The following is a 24,758-nucleotide window of genomic DNA, read 5'->3' on the forward strand; positions in this document are numbered from 1 at the left end:
TTGCCTTTACGGACCTCTTCGCGGGCAGAACCCTCACCCCAACCAATCAAGACTCAACAACAGCCGCTTCTCTCCCGGCGGCGTCGGCGGCGAGCGGTGCACCAGCCCCGCCCCCTCGTTACCCAACCACTTCTCGCCCTTGAGCAAGGCCACGTCCCCTGCCTGCAAGCGCCGAATGTTATCCACAGGTGCTTCGGCCAGCTGCAAGCGGCTGCGGTCGATGTCGCCTTCTTCCAACCACTCACTGCCGGCGCCCGCATAGGTGGTCAGCAGACGCAGTGGGACATGATCCACATGAAAGCGCGGGCACATCGCCCCGTCGAGCAGCCTCAGCCGCAAGCCCACGCGGCGCGCGCCCAGCAGGCAGGTATAGGCCGCCACCAACCACGACACGTCAGCCACAAAACCTTCGTAACCGTGCAGATCGGCCGCCTCGGGCAGCAAGCGATGCAACACCGGTGGCTGACGCTCATCCACCTCCATCACACGCTCATCCGACATCGGCTGGCCAAGATTGAGCAGCAGGGCCGCGAAGTCCTCGACCTGCGCCGGTAAGCGTCGCTGCCACACGGCCAGGTTGACGCCATCCTGCAGGATTTCTGTCATCACCTGCGGCGACTCGCCGAACGCCTGGCGGATATCCACAAGCCGAGGTGCCGCCTTCATGCTGCCGCCTCTTCATACCAGGGGCCGAACGGATCATTCAGGCGCAACCAGGCCATCGGCCCCAGTTCCATCTCCTCGTCCGTCAGCAGACACGCTTCAAGCTCTGTGGTTAACCGTGCGAAGTCGATGTTCTGACCGATGAACACCAGCTCCTGGCGACAGTCGCCCGAATCGACCGTCCACTGCTTGAGGATCGCTTCGAGGTTCTCTTCATCTTGCGGCCACTGCTCACGCGGCACGAAACGCCACCAGCGACCCGCCAGCCCATGACGCATCATGCCGCCTGCCTGCGACCAACTGCCCGCTTCCTGGTACTTGCTGGCCAACCAGAAAAATCCTTTCGAACGCAGCAGCCGACCATTGCTCCAGCTGTTGTGGATAAAGTCGAAAAAGCGCTGTGGATGAAACGGCCTGCGTGCCTGCCAGGTGGTCGAGGCGATGCCGTACTCCTCGGTTTCCGGCACATGCTCGCCGCGCAGTTCCTGCAACCATCCCGGCGCCTGGGACGCTTGCTCGAAGTCGAACAGCCCGGTATCGAGAATACGCTCCAGCGGCACTTGGCCCATCACCATTGGCACGATCTGGGCAAGGGCGTTGAGGCTGCGCAGGATCGCGGTCAGTTCCTCGCGTTCGTGCTGACTGATGAGGTCGATCTTGCTCAGCAGCAACACGTCGGCGAATTCGATCTGCTCGATCAGCAAGTCGCTGATGGAGCGTTCGTCCTGCTCACCCAGGGTTTCGCCACGACTGGCCAGGCTGTCCGCCGCCTGGTAATCCCGCAGGAAGTTAAGGCCGTCGACCACCGTGACCATGGTATCCAGGCGCGCCATGTCGGAGAGACTGCGGCCCTGTTCGTCGCGGAAGGTGAAGGTTTCGGCCACCGGCAGTGGTTCGGAAATACCGGTGGATTCGATCAGCAGGTAATCGAAGCGGCCTTCGTCGGCGAGCCGGGCCACTTCCTCGAGCAGGTCTTCGCGCAGGGTGCAGCAGATGCAGCCATTGCTCATCTCGACCAGCTTTTCTTCGGCGCGATTGAGGCTCACATTACGCTGTACCTCGCTGGCATCGATATTGATTTCGCTCATGTCGTTGACGATCACCGCAACCCGCAGGTTTTCACGGTTGCGCAGGACATGGTTGAGCAGCGTGCTCTTGCCGGCCCCGAGGAAGCCGGACAGCACGGTAACGGGAAGACGGTTGGTCATGGTGAACCTCATCGGGCAAAGCGCATTCGAAACGATGCATTGCACAACGTTATAATATAACAATACAATTTCGCCAAGCCGCGTCTGTCGAACGGCTGCTCGAGAGGATGGACATGAAGCACTCGACCCTCGCCCTATTGCTGCTGGCACTTGCCGTGCCCATCCCGCTCTACGCTGCGATCCCACAGCCCGGCCTGGCGTTGTGCACCCGCAGCGCCACGCTGTTGGCGTGCGAAGACGGCAAAGGCAGTTACTACAGTGTGCGAACCGAAGGCCGAGACTTTCATCTGCGCGGGTATGACAGCAACAGTCGACGACTCTGGGCGCAGACCAACAGCCGCTATGGACAGATGACCTTTTTCACCGGCCTGGCCAGCGACGGCGAAGCCTGGGTGGGCTACAGCCGGCGCGTCGGCTGGACCACCCTGAACCGCGTATCCAGCTCAAGCGGCCAACGTTTCAACCTGCATTGCAGCTTGATCGGAGGTTGCCGCTGAAGCCCCTTCTTCATGGACTCTATCGATGACCAGCCTGATGCTTCCCGACATCGCCGCACAAACCAGCCACAAGCTCCAACCCCTGGATTGGGTCGGTATGCGCGGTATCGCCCTGCCTGTGCAACTGAACGGGTACCGCCTGAGCGCCTGGGCTGATGCCGGCGTGAGCCTGGATGATGGTGAATCGCGCGGCATCCATATGTCGCGCCTTTACCTTGCGCTGGAGGCACTGGAGCACACCGAACTGACGCCCTTGGCATTGCGCCAGCTCCTGGCCCGCTTTCTCGACAGCCATGAAGGGCTTTCGTCCAGCGCCTACCTGCGCCTGAAATTCGACTATCTGATTAAGCGTCCAGCGCTTGTCAGCCCGTTGGAGGGCTGGAAGCGCTACCCGATCACCCTTGATGCACGCATCGAAAACGAAATGTTCCACGTGGAACAACACGTGGAAATCCCCTATTCATCCACCTGCCCATGCTCCGCTGCGCTGGCGCGCCAGCTCATCCAGCAGCAGTTTCTCACGGACTTCGCCAACCAGACGCTCGATCCACAGGCCATCCTGCAATGGCTGGGCAGCAGTGCAGGTATCGTTGCGACGCCCCACAGCCAGCGCAGCCAGGCCTTCATCAAGGTGCGTCTGCGGGACAACCTGCAAACGCTTCCGCTCAACGCGCTGATCGATACCGTGGAAAACGCATTGGGTACCGCCGTGCAGACGGCCGTGAAAAGAGCCGACGAACAGGCGTTCGCCCTGGCCAATGGTCAGAACCTGATGTTCTGTGAAGATGCTGCGCGTCGCGTGCACCTGGCGCTGCGCGAATTGGAATGGGCCACCGGCTTCGATCTGCGCGTGGAACATGCGGAAAGCCTGCATGCCCACGACGCAGTGGCTGCCAGCCAGTGGCAATGGTGAGGCGCTAGCTGCGTGGACGTACGTTCCCGCAATCATTACCCAGCCACACCGCTCGGGTGTTCATGCTGCCCTGCTGCTGAACGCCCGAGGCATTGAAGGTGCCGCTGACCTGGGTGGTGAATTCGCGATCACTGAGGAAGGTTGCCTGACCGGTGCCTTGGGCTTTGGGGCAACTGAACTGGAACTTCCAGACGTTGCCTTGACGGTCGGTGATCTTCTGCGTGCAACCCGACTGCGGATCCTGCAGCGGAATATCATTGGTAGCCACCTGCTCTGGCGTCAGGCACGAGCGCACTCCATTGCCCCCCACGGTAATGCCTTGCTTGGCCAAGGCACCCTCCATCATGGCGCGCTGCTCCGGCGGCAGGTTCTTCAGTTGGCCGAGCATGAATGCCATGTCGGGCAATGGCTTGCCGTCGACCTGCATGTTGCTGGTGGTCAACTCCCACAGACCGGGTTGCAGCATCTGCGCTTGCGCCAGCAGCGGGCTGCCCAGGCCCAGTGCCAGGGCAATCAGTGGCAGACGAATCTTCATGGATCAGTGCTCCTCGAAATACCGGCTACAGGCCGGACAGAGCCTTAGACGTCTTTTTCGCCCGCGGGTTGCAAGTGGCCCCGGGAACATGCTCTGTTAGGCGGCAGTGCTCTTGGAATGCAGGATGCGTATGGATTACCACAGCCCCTACTTCTTCGGTTACCTGCTCGGACTGATTCACTTCCTGGGCATCATCGCTGCGCTGCATGCGGTGTTCACTGTGCGTACCGCTCAAGGCGCAATCGCCTGGGCAATGTCACTGTTCTTCATTCCCTACCTGACCCTGGTGCCCTATCTGGTCTTTGGCGCCCGCTCCTTTTACGCCTACATCCAGGCACGGCGCCAGGCCAACCAGGAGATGCACGTGGCGATGGCCGACCTCAACTGGCGCCCCTGGGTGGAGGAAGCCCTGACCGCCCGGGAGTCGGAAAGCTACGCGGCACTGCGTGCCATGCCCAAGCTTGGCCGCATGCCCTGCCTGGCCAACAACCAGGTGAAATTGCTGATCGATGGCACTGCGACCTTTGACGCGATCTTCGCGGCCATCGGCGAGGCGCGGGACACGGTGCTGGTGCAGTTCTTCATCATCCACGACGACGCCATCGGCCAGGAGCTGCAACAACTGCTCCTGCGCAAGGCCGCCGAAGGTGTAAGGGTTTACGTATTGTTCGATCAGGTCGGCAGCCATGCCCTGCCGACGCGCTACAGCCAGGTGCTGCGCGAGGGCGGTGTACAGATCCAGGCCTTCTCCTCGCGCCGTGGGTGGTTCAACCGCTTCCAGGTCAACTTCCGCAACCACCGCAAGATTGTCGTGGTTGACGGACTCCAGGGTTTCGTCGGTGGGCACAACGTCGGTGATGAGTACCTGGGCGGCAATCCACGCCTGTCACCCTGGCGCGATACCCACGTGCAGGTCAGCGGACCGGTGCTGGCCTGTCTGCAGGAGTCGTTCGCCGAAGACTGGTATTGGGCCACCCGTGAGCTGCCACCGCTGATCCTGCCCGATGCCTATCCAGAAGATGGCGTACTGTGTCAGGTGCTTGCCAGCGGCCCGGCGGATCCACAGGAGACCTGCCAACTGTTCTTCGTCGAAGCGATTCAGTCGGCAACACGGCGTATCTGGATCACCAGCCCCTACTTCATTCCAGACGAAGCCGTCTTCGCGGCACTGCGCCTAGCAGTGCTGCGCGGCGTCGATGTGCGGATACTGATTCCGTCACGGCCCGACCACAAGATCGTCTATGCCGCCTCCAGCCTGTTCGCCTTCGAAGCTGTGCGGGCCGGGGTGCGCATATTCCGTTATCAGCCGGGCTTCGTGCATCAGAAGGTGATCCTGGTGGACGATGATGTCAGCGCTATCGGCAGCGCCAACATGGACAATCGCTCGTTCCGGCTGAATTTCGAGATCACCTTGCTGACCATCGACCGCGCCTTTGCCGACCAGGTCGAGGCCATGCTGCTGTGCGACTTCGAGCAATCGCGGGAGATAACCGCCGAAGACAGCCGCGACACTCATCGGCTGCAGCAGCTGGGGATGCGCATCGCGCGCTTGATTTCACCGATTCTGTAGCCAGAAAAGAAGCGGGGCCGCAAAGGCGGCCCCGTCTTGATCAACGATAGAGATCCTCTCGCGTCCACGGCAGGTCGTGGTGGCCATCCGCATACGGCTTCACTGCAAGAATCTGATGCAGATTGATCCAGCCCTTGGTGAAGGCATAGGCGCATCCGGCCAGGTACAGCCGCCAGATCCGCAGCGTCTTCTCCGGCACCAGCGCCGCAGCGCGATGCAGCTGGTTCTCGAGGTTTTCGCTCCAGTGATTGAGGGTCTTGGCGTAGTGCAGACGCAGGCTTTCCACGTCTACCACCTCCAGCCCTGCCTCGCAGATACGCGCGGTAATCATCGAAATGTGCGGCAGCTCGCCGTGCGGGAATACATAACGATCGATGAAATCCCCAGCACCTCGCCCAACCGGCCGACCATCCACATGCTTGGCGGTGATGCCATGGTTCATCACCAGGCCGCCTTCACGTACGGCGCCGAACAGTCGCTGGCAGTACAGTTCGAGGTTGGCATGGCCGACGTGCTCGAACATGCCGACGCTGACCGCCTTGTCGAAACGGCCATCCTGGGGCAGGTCGCGGTAGTCGAGAATCTGCAGGTCGACCTTGTCGGCCAGCCCCTCATCCTTGACCCGCTGGCGCCCCAGCGTCAATTGCTCCTTGCTCAGGGTGATGCCGAACACCTTGGCGCCATATTCGCGTGCGGCAAAACGCGCCAGGCCGCCCCAACCGCAGCCGACGTCCAGCAAGTAATCGCCGGCCTGCAGCCGCAGCTTGCGACACAGATGGTCGAACTTGTCTTGCTGGGCCTGGGCGAGGGTGTTGTCCGGCTCCTTGAAGTAGGCGCAGGAATAAGCCATGTCCGGATCGAGCCACAGTTGGTAGAACTCGTTGGACAGGTCGTAATGGTAGGAAATGGCTTCGGCGTCGGTTTTCTTGTCGTGCGAGGTGCGCACCGGGACTACATCTTCATCGTCTTTGAGCAAAGCCTCGCTGAGCTCGTCGCAAACGCGGATGACTTCGCCAATGTTCCCCTCGAGTTCAAGCTTGCCCTCGACAAAGGCTGTGCCCAGTTCATCCATGCTCGGGTGCGTCAGCTGACTGATCAACTGAGGCTCCTTGACCAGGATGGTGACCTGCGGGCTAGGCCCTAGATCGAACTGGTTGCCGTCCCACAGCTTAAGACGTAAAGGCAAGTGCAGGCTCTGCAACGCAGGTGGAAGTTGCGCAAGCATGAAAGACCCCCTTTCAATTACGGACGCCGTACAAGAATTCGAGCGTCACCGGATCAGGGTAGTTCATTCATTGGAAGTTTCCTTTAATAGCGACCATAGTCCAACGCTATCGGCCATGCCGCGATCGACAGATTGTATACAATCCTCCATTCAGCGACTAACCTTGTGCCCCTCTCGCGCATTCTTCTTCCCTGGAGTGAATCCCATGAAATCCTATGATGTGGTGATCATCGGTGGCGGCCCTGGCGGCTATAACGCGGCCATCCGTGCCGGTCAGTTGGGCCTGAGCGTGGCCTGCGTCGAAGGACGTTCGACTCTCGGCGGCACCTGCCTGAACGTCGGCTGCATGCCCTCCAAGGCGCTGCTGCACGCCTCCGAGCTGTACGAAGCGGCCAGCGGCAGCGAGTTCGCGCACCTGGGCATCGAGGTCAAGCCGACGCTGAACCTAGCGCAGATGATGAAGCAGAAAGACGAAAGCGTGAGCGGCTTGACCAAGGGTATCGAGTACCTGTTCCGCAAGAACAAGGTCGACTGGGTCAAGGGCTGGGGCCGCCTCGACGGCGTCGGCAAGGTCATCGTCAAGGCCGAGGATGGCAGCGAAACCACTCTTCAGGCCAAAGATATCGTGATCGCCACCGGCTCCGAGCCAACCCCGCTGCCAGGGGTGAATATCGATAACCAACGTATCATCGACTCCACTGGCGCCTTGGCGCTGCCGCAGGTCCCCAAGCATCTGGTGGTCATCGGCGCAGGCGTGATCGGCCTTGAACTGGGCTCGGTCTGGCGTCGCCTGGGGGCCGAGGTGACCGTGATCGAATACCTCGACCGCATCTGCCCCGGCACCGACGAGGAAACCGCCAGGACCCTGCAAAAAGCCCTGGCCAAGCAGGGCATGAGCTTCAAGCTCGGCAGCAAGGTGACCCAGGCCACGCCTTCGGCGAGCAGCGTCAGCCTGACGCTTGAGCCTGCCGCCGGCGGCGATGCGCAAACCCTGGAGGCCGACTATGTGCTGGTCGCCATCGGCCGCCGCCCGTACACCCAGGGCCTGAACCTGGAGAGCGTCGGCCTGCAGACCGACAAACGCGGCATGCTCGCCAATGACCACCACCGCTCCCAAGTGCCCGGCATCTGGGTGATCGGCGACGTCACCTCCGGCCCGATGCTCGCGCACAAGGCCGAAGACGAAGCGGTGTCGTGCATCGAGCGTATTGCCGGTAAGGCCCATGAGGTCAACTACAACCTGATCCCCGGCGTCATCTATACACGACCGGAACTGGCCAGCGTTGGCAAGACCGAAGAGCAGCTCAAGGCAGAGGGCCGTGCCTACAAGGTCGGCAAGTTCCCCTTCACCGCCAACAGCCGCGCCAAGATCAACCATGAGACCGAAGGCTTCGCCAAGGTGCTGGCCGATGCCGAGACCGATGAGGTGCTAGGTGTGCATCTGGTCGGGCCGAGCGTCAGCGAGATGATCGGCGAGTTTTGCGTGGCCATGGAGTTCAGCGCGTCGGCCGAGGATATCGCCCTGACCTGCCACCCACACCCGACTCGCTCCGAAGCCTTACGCCAGGCAGCGATGAACGTGGAAGGGATGGCGATGCAGATCTAAGTCCAACAAAAGCAGCGCAGGCCCCTGTGGGAGCGGGTTTACCCGCGAAAAGGACACCGCGCTGCCTGGCACGGGCTACGCCCGTGTTCGCGGGACAAGTCGGGGCGCCGAAACGCCGCTCTCGCAGGGATTGGGCTGACCTTTAGATTTTGGACAAGACAGTTGCTCCTGCAGCGGCTACCAAGCCTGCAGGAGCGGCCCCCCATGCCCTACCCCACCGCCCAGTTCTTATCCACAGCCCGCCCGAAACGTCTCGCCAGGAAAGGTGTGATATCCAGCGGCAGTGGCTCGTTGTGGATAACCTTGTCCAGCATCACGCCGGTGATTGCCGAGGTGAGAATCCCGGTACGGAAATGTCCACAGGCGTTGAAGTAACCCGTCACCTCGTCCACAGGGCCAAGAATAGGCAGTTCGTCCGGCGACCCGGGACGCAACCCCGCCCAGGTACGCTTCAGGCTCACCTGCGCCAGCTCCGGTACACACCGCACCGCCCCCTGAACCAACCCGGCAATTTCGGGGAAGGTATTGCTGACATCGAAGCCCTTGTCTTCCGTAGTGCTGCCAATCAGTACCTCGCCATTATCCTTTTGCGCCATGTAGCAATCACTGGTGGTCAGGCAGCCCTCGAGCAGCTTGGGCAAACGTTCGGTGAGAACGATCTGACCTTTCACCGGCTTGACCGGAATCGAAGTACCGGTGGCCCACTCACTGAGCTCGCCCGCCCAAGCCCCAGCGGCATTGAGCAAGGTGTGACAATGGAAAACCCCCGCCTCGGCAGTGCGCACACCCTTGATCTGCGAGTTCACCTGCAGCACATCGGTGATGTTGGTGTTCAGATACAGATCGACGCCGTTCTGGCGCGCAGCTTCCAGGTAGGCGTCGCCCAGACGGAACGGGCTGACCTGGTGATCGCAGAGGAACTCCAGCGCCCCCTTGGCCTGCAGGGTCACCGCGGGCTCGCGCTCACGCAGTGCCTGGCGATCCAGCCAGCGCACCTGGTCCGCCAGGTGCGGGATCTGCGCGACGATGTGCTCGGCGTACAGCTGGTCCTCATCGTCCTGGATGATGTACTTCAATCCGGTGCGCTCGAACTTGAAGTCCATGCCATGGCGCTCGATCAATTCCTGGTGCAGCTGTGGATAAAGCGCGTTGGATTGCAGTGCCAGATCGAAGAAGCACTGCGGCAGGATATGCGGCGTGCTCGAATCCACCGCCACTGCTGCGCCATGGGCCTCGCGTTTGTTGCGCGAGGACATCATGCGAAAGAAGATCACGCCGCACCCCAGGCCTACCGACTCGCCGATGGCCCACAGGCCGCCAGCCGAGGCACGTGTCGCATTGCCCGGGCGCTTGCTGTCGATCAGGGCGATTTTCAGCCCCTTGCGCTTGGACAACTGATAGGCACAGGAGGCGCCGATCACCCCACCGCCGGCGATGACGATGTCATAGGTCTTGTTCATGCTCAGGCCTCCGTGGCCAGGTGCTGGAATGCGGAAAATGGGATGGGATCGATCGGGAAACGCGGTCGCAGCCAGCCGACATCCGCTCGCCCGGTGCTGGCGCGCAGGCGATCGCTGCAGTAGCCCACACACATGCGCCCCTGGCAGTCGCCCATGCTCACCCGCGTGCGCATCTTCAGGCTGGCCATGTCCTGCACGCCTTGCTCAAGCGCCAGGTCGATATCGCTACGGGTGACGTGCTCGCAGCGGCAGATCACCGTGTCGGCCTGCGGCAGCTCGATTTGCGCTGCGCCACGTTGGGTATAGCGCTCGACACCCGCCCTGAACCGCGTGATCGCGGCCAGCTTGCCCAAGTACTGCTCGCGCCGCTCGATGGCCTGGGCGGCGTCGAGCACGCCACGTTGCTGCAGGATCGACACCGCAGCGATGCGCCCGGTCAGCATCGCTGCCTCGCCACCACGGATACCGCCCATGTCGCCGGCCAGGTGGATATGGGCCTGGCTGCTCTGCTGCCAGACATTGCATGTCGCGCGCAGGTAGCCGTCGTCGCTGAACCCATGCGCCAGCCCCAACTGTTGACTGAGCTGGGTGCGCGGGATAAATCCATAACCGACCGCCAAGGTGTCCACCGGCTCGCGCCGCACCCGACTCATGTCGGCTTTCCAATCCTGGCCATAGGGCGCAAGGCTGACTTCGCGCAGTTCACCCTCTCCACTGGCGCTGACCACACCCCAGCCATAGTGCATCGCAATACCGTTGAGCTTCATGTACGCCAGCATGCTGAGGCCGTCGAGAAACAGCTGCGGTTTGTTCAGCAGCGCCAGGCTTTCCTTGGCGATACGGTTGAAGGCGCAGGCCTCGTAAACGCCGGCAACCTTGGCGCCAGCCGCATGCAGTTGGCAGGCCACCAGTGGCAGCAGCGGGCCAGTACCTGCGATCAAGGTGCTGCCCAGCGGCTTGACCACACCGCTCTTGATCTGCAACTGCAGCCCGCCCAGCAGCATCACGCCAGGCAGTGTCCAGCCGGGGAATGGCACATTGCGCTCGTGGCAGCCGGCCGACAGCAGCAGATGGGAATAGTCGATCTCATGCAGTTGCTCGTCGGCATCCAGCACCATCAGGCGCTCATGATCGCCGCCAACCACACGGTTGTTCAGGCGCAAGTCGATGTGTTCGGCGCTGCTGGCGAAGTCTTCGTGCAGCGTGTGCAGGGCCTTGCTGTAGCGTGCGCCGAGGTAACCGAGGTCGACACCGGCACGCAGCGGCCCGCGATAGACCACGCCACCCGGCCGCGAGGCTTCGTCGAACAGCAGGCAGTCGACGCCATGCTCGGCCAACTCGATGGCCGCGGCCATGCCCGCCGAGCCGCCTCCCACTATCACCGGCCGCAGACTCATGACTGCACCTCCAGGGCCAGGCGATTGACCTCGGTCTCCACCCGCATCCCCTGCCGAACCACGGTCTGGCAGGCTCGGCGCTTGGGCCGCCCGTCTATCGCCACCAGGCAGCAATGGCAAACGCCCATACCGCAGAAGGCGCCAGCTGGCTGACCGTGGTCGTTGCGCGCCAGCTGACGCAGGCCAACGGCATTGAGCACGCTGAGTACCGTCTCGCCTTGTGCGGCCTGCACCGTCTGGCCATTGATCTGAAAGGTGATGTCAGCCTGCACGACAGGCTGTATGTCGAGCACTCGCTCCAGTGATTGCATGGGCTTCGTCCTTGTTTGAAGAGGACTCGACGGTACGCCAAAGCACTGTGAGGAGATATTGACCTAAGCCGTAGGAATTGAAGGAAGCTTCCTAGGATTTTGTCAGCGTATGACCTGGTTTTTTCTGATGCAGTACCCGTCGAGGTAGGGAAATCCATACTGCGCATCGCCCAGGTTAGCCACCCATCCCTTTGAGGAACATGCTATGCCCCCCCTCGCCACGACGCTTCCGGGTAGCTCAAGTTATTCATCGATGGTCTCAAGCGCATCGGCGTCGGAACTGACCTCAGGAAAAATCCGCAGGATGTTGTGCGCAGAATTCGTTTGAGATGACGCGCCGCTTTGCCCAAGGTGTCGGCTCGGATAGGCATTGCCTGAAGCAAGACCTCGATTGATGGCGCCGCCCGTGCAGGTAGATCCGCGAGCACTTGCCGCTCGCAGGACGCGCCGGTTTCTTCCAATAATAAGAGAAGTCTGGACATGCAAGACAACGGATTGAAGCAAAGCCTCAAGCAGCGGCATATCACCATGATCGCGCTTGGCGGTGTGATCGGCGCTGGGTTGTTCGTCGGCTCCGGCAGCCTGATCGCCTCGGCCGGCCCGGCCGCGATTCTGTCCTACGTGATCGGCGGCATCATCGTCACCCTGGTGATGTTCATGCTCGGCGAGATGGCCTCGCGCAATCCTGACGCCGGCTCCTTCTCGACCTACGCCAACACCTACCTCGGCAACTGGGCGGGCTTCACCGTGGGCTGGCTGTACTGGCTCAAGTCGATGATGACCATCACCCTCGAAGCCGTGTTGCTGGGCGCGATCCTCAACGATTTCATGCCCTGGCTGCCGATCTGGATCGGCGCCTTCATCATGCTGGTGACGCTGATCGCCAGCAACGCCTACTCGGTGCGTTCGTTCGCCGAAGTGGAGTACTGGCTGGCGGCGCTGAAGGTGGTCACCATCCTTATCTTCATGCTGCTCGGCGCCTCCATCCTGCTGGGCTGGCAGGAAAACATCCCCGCTCCCGGCCTGGTCAACCTCACCGACCATGGCGGCTTCATGCCCAACGGCCTGTCGCCAGTGATGGCCGGGGTGATCGTGGCGATCTTCTCGCTGGGCGGCAGCGAAATTGCCGCTGTAGCTGCCGGTGAATCGGAGAACCCGCGCCGGAACGTGATCCGCGCGATCAAGAGCGTGATCGTGCGGGTGATGCTGTTCTATGTCGGTTCCGTGTCGATCCTGGTGCTCTGCCTGTCTTGGACCGACAAGGCCAACCTCGCCTCGCCCTACGTCGCGCTGTTCACCCTCGCCGGTTTCAAGGGCGCGGCGGTGGCAATGAAACTGGTGTTGTTCGTGTCGTTCATGTCGGTGATGAACTCGTTCATGTTCTCCAACTCGCGCATGCTGTTCTCGCTCAGCCAGCGCGGACATGCCCCGGCGCTGTTCGCCCGTACCAACGCCAAGGGCGTTCCGATCAATGCGCTGGCACTGGCGTTCTGCATTTGCGTGACGATTCTGACCTTGCACTTCATCAGCGGCGGCGATCTCTTCCTGACCCTGGCCAGGAGCACCGGCGCGTTCATCATCTTCGTCTGGATCTTCATCATTTTCGCCCACGTCGGCATGCGCCTGAAAACCCGGCATGAGGTGGTGGACCCAACGTCATTCAGGGCCTGGGGCTTCCCGCTGACCAACGTCATTGCGCTGCTGGCGCTGGTGTCGGTGCTGGCAACACAGGCGATCGACCCCGCGACGCGTTTTCAATTCTGGCTGGTGCTGGTGACCTTGCTGGTGATCGTGGCGGCGTACTTCATGGTGCGCAAGCGCCGGGGTGGCGAAGTGCGGGAGCTGGCGCGGACTTGAATCGAACACTTAACTTTTAAATAAATAGAAATCGGAGGCAACCAAACTTGCCTCCGACATTCTATAGTTCACATCAGGCTCAAATTTCAGAAGATGTTACTTCTTCTTGCCTTCCTGAGCTTTGAACATGGACTTGGCATAGAAGATACCCAGGCCATGTGCACCACCGTGTTTTTGTGCAATGTTGGTCACCGCTTCGTAAGTGCCCTGACGCGACCAATCGCGCTGGTATTCATACAACACTTGCATCCACGTCACAGGCTGAGCCCCTGCCTGCACCATACGCTGAACAGCGGCGTCATGTGCCTGCTTGCTCGAGCCCCCCGAAGCATCTACCACGATGTACACTTCGTAACCTTCTTCCAGCGCACTCAGCACCGGCAGGGTCAGGCATACTTCAGTCCAAAGGCCGGCCATTACCAGCTTTTTACGGCCCGTTTTCTTCACCGCATTCACCAGGTCCTGGTCTTCCCATGCGTTCATGATGGTGCGGTCAATGATAGGGGTATTCGGGAAGACAGCAGTGATGTTCGGATCAAGAGGCCCCGCAAACGTCGAGGCCGAGATCGACGTCAGTACAGTGGGCACCTTGAAAGCACTGGCTGTTTCAGCCAGAGCAGCGACACTATTCATTACTTCATTTCGGCTTTCACTCTCAACGCCGAAATACATCTGCGGTTGATGGTCGATCAGAATGATGGCCGAGTTTTCCGGCGTCAGCAGTTTCGAACCAGGTCCAGACGCCAACGCAGAAACCGAAGCCGCCCCCATCACCAGGGCAGCCAATAATTGCCGTAACTTCATTTTAATCTCCAATAAGAAATCAATAGCGCATCGCGCGTATTTTGAGCCGTCGAAAGACGGTCTATCAAAAGTTCACGAAACCGCAAGAAGATGGCACTGAACTCTGATGCCGGAAGTTTAAAATCGCTCTATTGGATTTAAAATAGAAGTTATGGAATCTCATCCTTTCTGATTTTGATATCTCAAACACCTCCTGTGTGCCAGGAGGTCATCGACTGCTCGCCTTTGCTCGAACCCTCAACTGTCGAGAGACGGCTCCACCCCCCCGGCACCATGCACCCAGGGTTCCCTTGCCATGCGCTCGGCGAAGTAGCTGATCAGCGCCTGCACGCGCGCCGGCCGCCTGCGCCCTGGGGGTGTCATGATGTGCAATTCAATGGGATCGACCCGCCATTCCGGCATCGCCACCTCAAGCTGACCTGACTGCAACTCATTCCACACCAGAAACTCCGCCTGCAATGCCAAGCCCTGGCCTGCCAACAATGCGGGCGACAATGCCTCTGCGTTATTGGCGTGGAGTTGAGCACGCACCTGCTGGGTGTATTCACCCTGTTGATCGTGTCGGAAACGCCAGCTCTCACCGTTTCTCGAATTGCTGTACTGCAACGCTCGATGATTTGCCAGGTCATGGGGATGCTGGGGGCGACCATAACGCTCAAAATAGCTCGGGGCCCCCACGAGCAGGACCCGTACCTGGCAGATGCGACGCGCCAGCAGGCTTGAACTCTCCATGCTCGAGATACGGATCGCCAGGTCAAAGCGCCCTTCAATCAAATCAACCTTCTGATCATCGAACTGCACATCCAGCGTGACGTCAGGGTGAGCCGCCATAAACTCAGGCAACATCGGCGCCAAGCGCGGAATCCCGAAAGACATCGGCGCCGCCACTCGGATGCGCCCTTGCAGGGTGGTGGACTTCTCCATCACCAATGCTTCGAGCGCTTTCCCCTCCTCCAGAATGCGAGCGGCAGCTTCCAGGGCGGATGAGCCGCTCTCCGTCAGAGAGATGCGTCGCGAGGTGCGATGGAACAGAGTAGTTTTGGTGCGCGCTTCCAGCCGAGAAACAGCTTTCGATACCGTTGCCTGCGACAACGACAGGTCAAGCGCCGCACGGGCAAACGAGCCAGTTTCCGCGACCTTTGCAAATATTGCCCACGCTTCTAAATCAGGAAGTCGATTCATAGTTGCCTTAGGTTTTGTACGAAAAGTACGATCATCCACCGTTGTGGGAGCGGGCTTGCATCGCGATCTACCGCACGCAGCAGCAAAGCCTGAATTCGCGACGTCTGTGACAATATTTGAAGCCTCTCGAAGGCCCCATGTTACTCGCAAGCCTTTGGAGGTTCAGGTTATGCCTGAGGTACGAGGCGAGCGACTCATCAGGTTGGATTTGGGGAGGCATGGATGAGTATCGACACAGGGTTGCTGTGGGCGCACAGCTGAAAGGAAAAGTGCAACGAAAAAGGGAGCCGGTTAAGGCTCCCTTCATCAGCGACAGTTTTAAGTCGCGAAACCGCTCCTCTGCTCGGCGCAGTCGTTTACTCTACCGTCACCGACTTCGCCAGGTTACGCGGCTGGTCAACGTCAGTGCCCTTGAGCACGGCCACGTAGTACGACAGCAGCTGCAGCGGAATGGTGTACAGGATCGGCGCCAGGGCATCGATGATGTGCGGCACCTTGATCACGTGGGTGCCTTCACCATTGCTCATGCCGGCGTTTTCGTCGGCGAACACCACCAGCTCGCCACCACGGGCGCGGACTTCCTGCAGGTTCGACTTGAGCTTTTCCAGCAGCTCGTTGTTCGGCGCGACAGTGACTACCGGCATGTCGGCATCGACCAGCGCCAGCGGGCCGTGCTTGAGCTCACCTGCCGGGTAAGCCTCGGCGTGGATGTAGGAGATCTCCTTGAGCTTGAGCGCACCTTCCATCGCCACCGGGTACTGGGCACCACGGCCGAGGAACAGGGTGTGGTGTTTGTCGGCGAACAATTCGGCGGTCTTCTCGACCACGCTGTCCATCGCCAGGGCTTCGCCCAGACGCGCGGGCAGACGGCGCAGTTCTTCGACCAGCTCGGCTTCGACGCCAGCTTCGAGGCTGCCGCGTACCTGGCCCAGGGCCAGGGTCAGCAGCATCAGCGAGACCAGCTGGGTGGTGAAGGCCTTGGTCGAAGCAACGCCGATTTCCGGGCCGGCCAGGGTCAGCAGGGTCAGGTCGGATTCACGTACCAGCGAGCTGATACCGACGTTGCAGATCGCCAGGCTGCCGAGGAAGCCCAGCTCCTTGGCGTTGCGCAGGGCAGCCAGGGTGTCGGCGGTTTCGCCGGACTGGGAGATGGACACGAACAGGGTGTCTGGCTGCACCACCACCTTGCGGTAGCGGAATTCGCTGGCGACTTCGACCTGGCAGGGGATGCCGGCCAGGCTTTCCAGCCAGTAACGCGCGACCATGCCGGCGTGATAGCTGGTGCCGCAGGCGACGATCTGTACATTTCGCACCTTGGCGAACAGCTCGGCAGCTTGCGGGCCGAAGGCTTGGACCATGACGTGGTCGCTGCCCAGGCGGCCTTCGAGGGTGCGCTGTACCACGGAAGGCTGCTCGTGAATTTCCTTGAGCATGAAGTGGCGATAGGTGCCCTTGTCGGCAGCCTCGGCGCCTTCGTGGTACTGCACGGTTTCACGCTGGACCTTGCTGCCGGCCTGATCCCAGATGTTCACCTGGTCGCGGCGGATTTCGGCGATATCGCCTTCCTCGAGGTATATGAAGCGGTCGGTGACCTGACGCAACGCGAGCTGGTCGGAGGCCAGGAAGTTCTCGCCATGACCCAGGCCGATCACCAGCGGGCTGCCGCTGCGCGCAGCAACCAGACGGTCCGGCTGCTTGACGCTGATCACCGACAGACCGTAGGCACCATGCAGACGCTTGACCACGGTCTTGAAGGCGTCGGTCAGGTCGGGAATGCTCTTGAGGGTGTGGTGGATCAGGTGGACGATCACCTCGGTGTCGGTCTGCGAGGTGAACACGTAGCCAAGGCCCTTGAGTTCTTCACGCAGTTCTTCGTGGTTCTCGATGATGCCGTTGTGCACCACGGCCACTTCCTGACCAGAGAAGTGCGGGTGGGCATTGTGCTCGGTCGGCGCACCGTGGGTGGCCCAACGGGTGTGAGCGATGCCCAGGTGGCCGTTGAGCGGCTCGGCAGCCACCGCGGCTTCCAGCTCACTCACCTTGCCGATGCGGCGACGACGATCGAGCTCGCCCTGCTGGGTGACTACCGCCAGGCCCGCGCTGTCGTAGCCACGGTATTCCAGGCGCTTGAGGCCTTCGATAAGGATGGAGGTGATGTTGCGCTCGGCGACTGCACCGACGATTCCACACATGGTCATTGCTCCTGGCTGATCGCGGCGCAGATCAGGTTGATGCCGCGGGCTTGAATCTGTTCGCGTGCCGCTGCGGGCAGGCGATCATCTGTAATAAGGGTGTTAACGCTGCTCCAGGGCAGCTCGAGGTTGGGGATCTTGCGCCCGACCTTGTCCGACTCGACCATCACGATCACTTCCCGGGCCACTTCCGCCATCACCCGGCTCAGGCCGAGCAGTTCGTTGAAGGTGGTGGTGCCGCGGTTCAGGTCGATGCCGTCGGCACCGATGAACAACTGGTCGAAATCGTATGAGCGTAGTACCTGCTCGGCGACCTGACCCTGGAACGACTCGGAGTGCGGGTCCCAGGTACCACCGGTCATCAGCAGCACCGGCTCGTGCTCGAGTTCGCTGATGGCTCGGGCCACGTTCAAGGAGTTTGTCATCACGACCAAGCCGGGCTGGCGCCCGAGTTCAGGGATCATTGCTGCAGTGGTACTGCCACTGTCGATGATGATACGTGCATGTTCGCGAATGCGCCCGACAGCTGCGCGGGCGATGGCTTTCTTGTAGCTGGAAACGGGCTGAGCTGCCTCGCCCAGCATCTCCTGCGGCACCGGTACCGCACCGCCGTAACGACGCAATAACAAGCCATTGGCTTCAAGCGCGGCGAGATCCTTGCGAATGGTCACTTCCGAGGTTTCGAAACGCTTGGCCAGGGCGTCCACGCTTACCTCACCCTGCTCGGCGAGCAAGGCCAGGATATTGTGGCGACGTTGGGGGGTGTTTCGTTTCGACATGTGAGGTTAAGTTTCGATTCGAAAGATAATGGTAGCAATCAAAACCTAAGATGAAGGATTCGTCAAGCAGCGGATAGATTCACTGACAACGCTGTTCCCTGTGTAGCGGGCTGGTTCGGCAATAAAAAAGCCGACTTATTCACATAAGTCGGCTTTCGATCGAAACATCTGTGGATAACTCAGCTCTTCTTGATCTTCTCCGGCCGTTTCCAGCCATCGATATTGCGTTGGCGTGCGCGAGCAACGGCCAACTGGCCAGCTTCGACAGACTGATTGATGGTCGAGCCGGCAGCCGTGGTAGCGCCATCCTTGATTTCCACAGGTGCGACCAGCGAGTTGTTCGAACCGATGAACACATCTTCGCCCAGCACGGTCTTGAACTTGTTCGCGCCATCGTAGTTGCAGGTGATGGTACCCGCGCCGATGTTGGTACGCGCACCGATCTCGGCGTCGCCCAGATACGTCAGGTGACCGGCCTTGGCGCCCTCGCCCAGATGAGCGTTCTTCAGCTCGACGAAGTTACCCACATGGGCCTTGGCCTCCAATACGCTGCCTGGACGCAGGCGAGCGAACGGGCCGGCATCGCTGCCCTCGCCCATCACCGCACCTTCGAGATGGCTGTTGGCCTTGACCACAGCGCCCTTACGCAGGGTGCTGTTCTTGATCACGCAGTTCGGGCCGATCTGTACGCCATCTTCGATGACCACCTTGCCTTCGAGGATGACGTTGATGTCGATCAGCACATCGCGCCCTACGATCACCTCGCCACGCACATCGAAACGCGCGGGATCACGCAGAGTCACGCCCTGGGCCATCAGTCGGCGTCCCTCGCGCAACTGGTAGTGACGCTCGAGCTCGGACAATTGCAGGCGGTCGTTGGCGCCCTGCACTTCCATGGTGTCATGCGGCTGCTCGGTGGCAACCACCAGGCCATCGGCCACGGCCATGGCAATCACGTCGGTGAGGTAGTACTCGCCCTGGGCGTTGTTGTTGGACAGACGCCCCATCCAGTCAGCCAGCCGCGCGGCCGGCATCGCGAGGATGCCCGTGTTGCCTTCCTTGATCGCCCGCTGTGCTTCACTGGCGTCCTTGTGCTCGACGATGGCCGCTACCTGGCCTTGGGCATCACGCACGATGCGGCCGTAACCGGTTGGATCCTGCAGGGTGACGGTCAGCAGGCCGAGTTGCTGTTCATTGACCTTGGCCAGAAGCCGCTTGAGCGTGCCCACCTCGATCAACGGCACGTCGCCATAGAGCACCAGCACAGTATCGGCAGTGATCGCCGGCAGTGCCTGGGCGACGGCATGGCCGGTGCCAAGCTGCTTGTCCTGCATGACGAAATTCAGATCGTCAGCCGCCAGGCGTTCACGCACCAGCTCTGCACCATGACCGATGACCACATGGATACCCTTCGGCTGCAACTGACGCGCGCTGTGGATAACGTGGCCAAGCATGGAGTTACCGGCAACCGGGTGCAGCACCTTGGGCAGCGAAGAGCGCATGCGGGTGCCTTGGCCTGCGGCGAGAATAACGATATCGAGTGACATTGACTGGCTACCAATCCTGGGCGGTCAGGGATGTGACCGAAGGGGAAAAATCGGAAAAAGAAAAAGGGTAGCCGAGGCTACCCTTTAACTCAATCGCAACGCAGGTTACCGGTAGGACCGGATCACTTGCCCTTGCGCAATTGCTGGACAGTACGCAGCTGAGCTGCAGCCTCGGCCAGACGTGCGGCAGCAGCGCCGTAGTCGAAGTCCGAGCCCTTAGTGTTCAGCGCGTTCTCGGCAGCCTTGAGGGCTTCCTGAGCCTGAGCTTCGTCCAGGTCGGCAGCACGTTGCACGGTGTCGGCAAGAACCTTGACCATGTTCGGCTGCACTTCGAGGAAGCCACCGGAGATGTAGAACACCTCTTGAGTGCCACCCTGCTTGGTCAGCGTGATCGGACCCGGCTTGAGATTGGTGATCAGCGGCGCGTGGCCTGGAGCGATACCCAGATCGCCCAGGTTGCCGTGCGCTACTACCATCTCGACCAGGCCGGAGAAGATCTCTCCCTCTGCGCTGACGATGTCGCAATGGACTGTCATAGCCATCTGCTTGCCTCAACCTGATTAGCGCCCCTTTCGGGGCGCCGGGATTACAGTTTCTTGGCTTTCTCGATCGCTTCGTCGATGCTGCCGACCATGTAGAACGCTTGTTCTGGCAGGTGGTCGTAGTCACCTTTGAGGATGCCGCTGAAGCCAGCGATGGTGTCCTTGAGCGAAACGTACTTGCCTGGCGAGCCGGTGAAGACTTCGGCCACGAAGAACGGCTGCGACAGGAAGCGCTGGATCTTACGAGCGCGGGCAACCAGTTGCTTGTCGGCTTCGGACAGTTCGTCCATACCCAGGATCGCGATGATGTCCTTCAGCTCTTTGTAGCGCTGCAGAACATACTGAACGCCACGAGCGGTCTCGTAGTGCTCGGTGCCGATCACGTTCGGGTCCAGCTGGCGCGAAGTCGAGTCCAGTGGGTCGACCGCTGGGTAGATACCCAGGGAGGCGATGTCACGGGACAGAACGACGGTGGCGTCCAAGTGGGCGAAGGTGGTCGCTGGCGACGGGTCGGTCAGGTCGTCCGCAGGTACGTATACGGCCTGAACGGAGGTGATCGAACCTTCTTTGGTCGAAGTGATGCGCTCTTGCAGAACGCCCATCTCTTCGGCCAGGGTCGGCTGGTAACCTACTGCCGAAGGCATACGGCCCAGCAGTGCGGATACTTCGGTACCGGCCAGGGTGTAACGATAGATGTTGTCGACGAACAGCAGAACGTCGTTACCTTCGTCACGGAACTTCTCAGCCATGGTCAGGCCGGTCAGCGCAACGCGCAGACGGTTTCCTGGTGGCTCGTTCATCTGACCGTAGACCAGCGCTACCTTGTCGAGAACGTTGGAGTCCTTCATCTCGTGGTAGAAGTCGTTACCCTCACGAGTACGCTCACCCACACCAGCGAACACGGAGTAACCGCTGTGTTCCATGGCGATGTTACGGATCAGTTCCATCATGTTTACGGTCTTGCCGACACCGGCACCACCGAACAGACCAACCTTACCACCCTTGGCGAACGGGCAAACCAGGTCGATAACCTTGATGCCGGTTTCCAGCAGGTCGTTGCCGCCTGCCTGGTCAGCGAACGAAGGCGCTGGCTGGTGGATACCGCGACGCTCTTCTTCGCCGATCGGGCCGGCTTCGTCGATCGGGTTGCCGAGGACGTCCATGATACGGCCCAGAGTGGCCTTACCCACTGGAACGGAGATGGCCGCGCCGGTATCGACGACGTCCAGACCGCGCTTCAGGCCTTCGGTCGAGCCCATCGCAATGGTACGAACCACGCCGTCGCCCAGCTGCTGCTGAACTTCCAGGGTGGTTTCCGCGCCTTGTACTTTCAGCGCGTTGTAAACACTCGGCACGACGTCACGTGGGAATTCCACGTCGATGACGGCGCCGATGATTTGAACGATACGTCCGCTACTCATAGCTGGATCCTCTGAATTTTTGAACCGTTAAACCGCGGCAGCGCCGCCGACGATTTCCGAGATCTCCTGGGTGATCGCAGCCTGACGCGCCTTGTTGTAGATCAATTGCAGCTCTTTGATCAAATCACCGGCGTTGTCTGTGGCGTTCTTCATGGCGATCATCCGGGCCGCTTGTTCAGCAGCGTTGTTCTCGACCACCGCCTGGTATACCTGCGACTCCACGTAACGCACCATCAAGCCGTCCAGCAGCTCTTTTGCGTCGGGTTCGTACAGGTAATCCCAGTGATGCTTGAGATCCTGATCCGGGGTTGCCACCAACGGTACCAATTGCTCGACCGTCGGTTTTTGGGTCATGGTGTTGATGAACTTGTTCGAAACCACCGAGAGGCGATCGATACGGCCATCGAGGTAGGCGTCCAGCATCACTTTGACGGAGCCGATCAGATCGTTGATCGATGGCTCTTCGCCCAGGTGGCTGATCGCGGCTACGACGTTGCCGCCAAAGATGCGGAAGAAAGTCGCACCCTTGCTGCCGATCACGCACAGGTCGATTTCCACGCCCTGTTCGCGGTTTGCGCTCATGTCCTTGACCAGGGCCTTGAACAGGTTGGTATTCAAGCCACCGCACAGACCACGGTCACTGCTCACCACGATATAACCGGCGCGCTTTACAGGGCGCTCGATCATGAACGGGTGGCGGTATTCCGGGTTGGCGTTGGCCAGATGACCGATCACCTGGCGGATACGCTCCGCGTAAGGACGGCTAGCAGCCATGCGCATTTGTGCTTTGCGCATTTTGCTGACCGCCACTTTCTCCATGGCGCTGGTAATTTTTTGCGTGCTTTTGATGCTCGCAATCTTACTGCGAATCTCTTTTGCGCCTGCCATGTATCACCTATCAGGTTAGCAAGCGGGGGCCGGAGCCCCCGCTGCGGCTTACCAGGTCTGGGTGGCCTTGAACTTCTCGATACCGGCTTTCATGCCAGCGTCGATTTCGTCGTTGAAGTCACCTTTCACGTTGATCTCGGCCAACAGCTCGGCGTGATCGCGGTGGAAGTAGGCGATCAGCGCTTGCTCGAAGCTGCCGACCTTGGAGACTTCTACGTCAGTCAGGAAACCACGCTCAGCGGCGTACAGCGACAGGGCCATGTCGGCGATCGACATTGGCGCGTACTGCTTCTGCTTCATCAGCTCGGTAACGCGCTGACCATGCTCCAGCTGCTTGCGGGTAGCCTCGTCCAGATCCGAAGCGAACTGGGCGAATGCAGCCAGTTCACGGTACTGAGCCAGTGCGGTACGGATACCGCCGGACAGTTTCTTGATGATCTTGGTCTGAGCGGCACCACCTACACGGGATACCGAAACACCGGCGTTCACTGCTGGGCGGATGCCCGAGTTGAACATGGCCGATTCCAGGAAGATCTGACCGTCGGTGATCGAGATCACGTTGGTCGGAACGAACGCGGAAACGTCGCCAGCCTGGGTTTCGATGATCGGCAGGGCGGTCAGGGAACCGGTCTTGCCAGTCACTGCGCCGTTGGTGAACTTCTCGACGTACTCTTCCGAAACGCGCGATGCACGCTCCAGCAGACGGGAGTGGAGATAGAACACGTCGCCTGGGTACGCTTCACGTCCTGGTGGACGGCGCAGCAGCAGGGAGATCTGACGGTAGGCAACAGCCTGCTTGGACAGGTCATCGTAGACGATCAGGGCGTCTTCACCGCGGTCACGGAAGAACTCGCCCATGGTGCAGCCGGCGTATGGCGCCAGGAACTGCAGTGCGGCGGATTCCGAAGCACTGGCAACGACCACGATGGTGTTGGCCAGGGCGCCGGCTTCTTCGAGCTTGCGAACGATGTTGGCAACGGTCGAACGCTTTTGGCCGACAGCCACATAAACACAGAAAATACCGGAGTCTTTCTGGTTGATGATGGCGTCGATGGCCATGGCGGTCTTGCCGATCTGGCGGTCACCGATGATCAGCTCGCGCTGGCCACGGCCGACTGGGATCATGGCGTCGACGGACTTGTAGCCAGTCTGTACAGGCTGGTCTACCGACTTACGCCAGATCACGCCTGGGGCCACTTTCTCGACCGCGTCGGTCTGGGTGTTGCCCAGAGGACCTTTGCCGTCGATCGGGTTGCCCAGTGCGTCAACGACGCGACCCAGCAGTTCCTTACCAACCGGAACTTCCAGGATGCGGCCGGTGCACTTGGCGCTCATGCCTTCGGCGAGGGTGTCATAGGCACCCAGGATCACTGCACCTACGGAGTCTTGCTCCAGGTTCAGTGCCATGCCGAACACGCTGCCAGGGAACTCGATCATTTCGCCGTACATGACGTCGGCCAGACCGTGGATCCGCACGATACCGTCGGATACCGAAACAACGGTACCTTCGTTACGGGCTTGGGAGCCGACATCGAGTTTCTCGATGCGACCCTTGATGATTTCACTAATTTCGGAAGGATTGAGTTGCTGCATTGCTCTGCTGCCCCTTCAAACTCAAGATTTCAATGCTTCGGCCAGTTTCGCGATCTTGCCGCGAACCGAGCCATCGATTACCAGGTCGCCGGCGCGGATGACGACGCCGCCGATCAGGCTGGCATCCTCCGACGCGTGCAGGCGCACTTCCCGGCTGAGCCGTGCACTGAGAACCTTGGCGAGTTTGTCTTGCTGTTCTTGGTTCAACGCAAAAGCACTGGTGACTTCCACGTCCACGGATTTCTCTTGCTCGGCCTTGTACAGGTCGAACAGAGCGGCAATCTCCGGCAGAAGCAGGAGACGGTCGTTTTCCGCGGCAACATGAATGAAATTCTGTGCCTGTACATCGAACTTGTCACCGCACACTTCAATGAATGCGGCGGCCTTTTCTGCGCTAGTCAGTTGCGGGGCCTTGAGCAGGCGCTGCATGGTGCCGTCTTCCGACACCGCAGCAGCCAGGCCGAGCATGGCTGACCAATTGGCCAGTTGCTGCTGGGCCTGGGCGTGCTCGAAAGCTGCCTTAGCGTAAGGTCGGGCCAACGTGGTCAGTTCTGCCATGATCGCCCTC

Annotated in this window: 22 protein-coding genes; 5 read left to right on the forward strand and 17 right to left on the reverse strand. The window is 60.5% G+C overall.

Going from position 1 to position 24,758, the window contains the following annotated elements; genetic code table 11:
• Positions 1–33: 33 nt before the first annotated feature.
• Positions 34–666, reverse strand: a complete 633-nt coding sequence (locus tag ACMGGG_RS23655; protein WP_112899503.1) for a DUF1826 domain-containing protein — start codon at positions 664–666, stop codon at positions 34–36.
• Positions 663–1,871 (reverse strand): zinc metallochaperone GTPase ZigA, encoded by a 1,209-nt coding sequence (gene zigA / locus ACMGGG_RS23660; RefSeq protein ID WP_414154529.1) that lies wholly within the window; start codon positions 1,869–1,871, stop codon positions 663–665. Before zigA ends, ACMGGG_RS23655 begins: the two co-directional genes overlap by 4 nt.
• Positions 1,872–1,984: 113 nt before the next feature.
• On the opposite strand from zigA, the gene ACMGGG_RS23665 reads away from it, so the two are divergent.
• Positions 1,985–2,368, forward strand: a complete 384-nt coding sequence (locus tag ACMGGG_RS23665) for a glutamine synthetase (protein WP_112899505.1) — start codon at positions 1,985–1,987, stop codon at positions 2,366–2,368.
• Between the two features lie 25 nt (positions 2,369–2,393).
• Complete coding sequence (gene folE2 / locus ACMGGG_RS23670) at positions 2,394–3,281, forward strand: GTP cyclohydrolase FolE2 (protein WP_112899506.1); 888 nt, start codon at positions 2,394–2,396, stop codon at positions 3,279–3,281.
• Between the two features lie 4 nt (positions 3,282–3,285).
• Here the strand turns inward: folE2 and ACMGGG_RS23675 are convergent, their stop codons facing one another.
• Positions 3,286–3,816, reverse strand: a complete 531-nt coding sequence (locus ACMGGG_RS23675) for a DUF3617 domain-containing protein (RefSeq protein WP_054892991.1) — start codon at positions 3,814–3,816, stop codon at positions 3,286–3,288.
• 130 nt (positions 3,817–3,946) lie between these two features.
• Between ACMGGG_RS23675 and cls the strand changes: the two genes are divergently transcribed.
• Entirely contained in the window at positions 3,947–5,386 is a 1,440-nt protein-coding gene (cls, locus tag ACMGGG_RS23680; protein ID WP_414154530.1) for a cardiolipin synthase, read from the forward strand.
• 40 nt (positions 5,387–5,426) lie between these two features.
• Here cls and cfaB read toward each other — a convergent pair whose 3' ends face one another.
• Positions 5,427–6,611: a C17 cyclopropane fatty acid synthase CfaB gene (gene cfaB / locus ACMGGG_RS23685; RefSeq protein WP_063541884.1), complete on the reverse strand. Its 1,185-nt coding sequence runs from the start codon at positions 6,609–6,611 to the stop codon at positions 5,427–5,429.
• A gap of 205 nt (positions 6,612–6,816) precedes the next feature.
• Here cfaB and lpdA point away from each other — a divergent pair, with 205 nt between their 5' ends.
• Positions 6,817–8,217 (forward strand): dihydrolipoyl dehydrogenase, encoded by a 1,401-nt coding sequence (lpdA, locus tag ACMGGG_RS23690; RefSeq protein WP_054892994.1) that lies wholly within the window; start codon positions 6,817–6,819, stop codon positions 8,215–8,217.
• A 209-nt stretch (positions 8,218–8,426) separates the two neighbouring features.
• On the opposite strand, the gene hcnC is transcribed toward lpdA, so the two are convergent.
• From hcnC to hcnA, 3 genes are read right to left on the reverse strand one after another with little or no spacing between them, the layout of a single operon-like run.
• Positions 8,427–9,677 carry a cyanide-forming glycine dehydrogenase subunit HcnC gene (hcnC, locus tag ACMGGG_RS23695; protein WP_112899507.1) on the reverse strand — a complete coding sequence of 417 codons (1,251 nt, stop codon included), beginning with the start codon at positions 9,675–9,677 and terminating at the stop codon, positions 8,427–8,429.
• A gap of 2 nt (positions 9,678–9,679) precedes the next feature.
• Positions 9,680–11,074, reverse strand: a complete 1,395-nt coding sequence (hcnB, locus tag ACMGGG_RS23700; RefSeq protein WP_112899508.1) for a cyanide-forming glycine dehydrogenase subunit HcnB — start codon at positions 11,072–11,074, stop codon at positions 9,680–9,682.
• Positions 11,071–11,385, reverse strand: a complete 315-nt coding sequence (hcnA, locus tag ACMGGG_RS23705; protein ID WP_054892997.1) for a cyanide-forming glycine dehydrogenase subunit HcnA — start codon at positions 11,383–11,385, stop codon at positions 11,071–11,073. The genes hcnB and hcnA overlap by 4 nt, the downstream gene beginning before the upstream one ends.
• Positions 11,386–11,865: 480 nt before the next feature.
• On the opposite strand from hcnA, the gene ACMGGG_RS23710 reads away from it, so the two are divergent.
• Positions 11,866–13,242: an amino acid permease gene (locus tag ACMGGG_RS23710; protein WP_112899509.1), complete on the forward strand. Its 1,377-nt coding sequence runs from the start codon at positions 11,866–11,868 to the stop codon at positions 13,240–13,242.
• Between the two features lie 96 nt (positions 13,243–13,338).
• Here the strand turns inward: ACMGGG_RS23710 and ACMGGG_RS23715 are convergent, their stop codons facing one another.
• The 10 genes from ACMGGG_RS23715 to ACMGGG_RS23760 form a co-directional block, all read right to left on the reverse strand.
• Positions 13,339–14,013: a hydrolase gene (locus tag ACMGGG_RS23715; protein WP_112899633.1), complete on the reverse strand. Its 675-nt coding sequence runs from the start codon at positions 14,011–14,013 to the stop codon at positions 13,339–13,341.
• Positions 14,014–14,283: 270 nt separating this feature from the next.
• The gene (locus ACMGGG_RS23720) at positions 14,284–15,228 is read right to left on the reverse strand and encodes a LysR family transcriptional regulator (RefSeq protein ID WP_112899510.1); all 945 of its coding nucleotides are present in this window, start codon (positions 15,226–15,228) and stop codon (positions 14,284–14,286) included.
• 356 nt (positions 15,229–15,584) lie between these two features.
• Positions 15,585–17,420 (reverse strand): glutamine--fructose-6-phosphate transaminase (isomerizing), encoded by a 1,836-nt coding sequence (glmS, locus tag ACMGGG_RS23725; RefSeq protein WP_112899511.1) that lies wholly within the window; start codon positions 17,418–17,420, stop codon positions 15,585–15,587.
• Between the two features lie 2 nt (positions 17,421–17,422).
• Positions 17,423–18,199 (reverse strand): DeoR/GlpR family DNA-binding transcription regulator, encoded by a 777-nt coding sequence (locus ACMGGG_RS23730; RefSeq protein WP_112899512.1) that lies wholly within the window; start codon positions 18,197–18,199, stop codon positions 17,423–17,425.
• A gap of 179 nt (positions 18,200–18,378) precedes the next feature.
• Positions 18,379–19,746 carry a bifunctional UDP-N-acetylglucosamine diphosphorylase/glucosamine-1-phosphate N-acetyltransferase GlmU gene (glmU, locus tag ACMGGG_RS23735; RefSeq protein WP_414154531.1) on the reverse strand — a complete coding sequence of 456 codons (1,368 nt, stop codon included), beginning with the start codon at positions 19,744–19,746 and terminating at the stop codon, positions 18,379–18,381.
• Positions 19,747–19,868: 122 nt separating this feature from the next.
• On the reverse strand, positions 19,869–20,288 hold the full coding sequence (locus tag ACMGGG_RS23740; RefSeq protein ID WP_054893003.1) for a F0F1 ATP synthase subunit epsilon: 420 nt from the start codon (positions 20,286–20,288) through the stop codon (positions 19,869–19,871).
• Between the two features lie 44 nt (positions 20,289–20,332).
• Positions 20,333–21,709, reverse strand: coding sequence for a F0F1 ATP synthase subunit beta (gene atpD / locus ACMGGG_RS23745; RefSeq protein WP_054893004.1), 1,377 nt, complete (start codon positions 21,707–21,709; stop codon positions 20,333–20,335).
• Positions 21,710–21,736: 27 nt separating this feature from the next.
• Positions 21,737–22,597: a F0F1 ATP synthase subunit gamma gene (atpG, locus tag ACMGGG_RS23750; RefSeq protein ID WP_003253195.1), complete on the reverse strand. Its 861-nt coding sequence runs from the start codon at positions 22,595–22,597 to the stop codon at positions 21,737–21,739.
• A gap of 48 nt (positions 22,598–22,645) precedes the next feature.
• A complete protein-coding gene (gene atpA / locus ACMGGG_RS23755; protein ID WP_414154532.1) occupies positions 22,646–24,190 on the reverse strand; it encodes a F0F1 ATP synthase subunit alpha in 1,545 nt (514 codons plus the stop codon).
• Between the two features lie 21 nt (positions 24,191–24,211).
• Positions 24,212–24,748: a F0F1 ATP synthase subunit delta gene (locus ACMGGG_RS23760; RefSeq protein WP_054893007.1), complete on the reverse strand. Its 537-nt coding sequence runs from the start codon at positions 24,746–24,748 to the stop codon at positions 24,212–24,214.
• Between the last annotated feature and the right edge of the window lie 10 nt (positions 24,749–24,758).

Source organism: Pseudomonas sp. BNK-44-b, from assembly GCF_047456245.1.
GTDB lineage: Bacteria > Pseudomonadota > Gammaproteobacteria > Pseudomonadales > Pseudomonadaceae > Aquipseudomonas > Aquipseudomonas machongensis.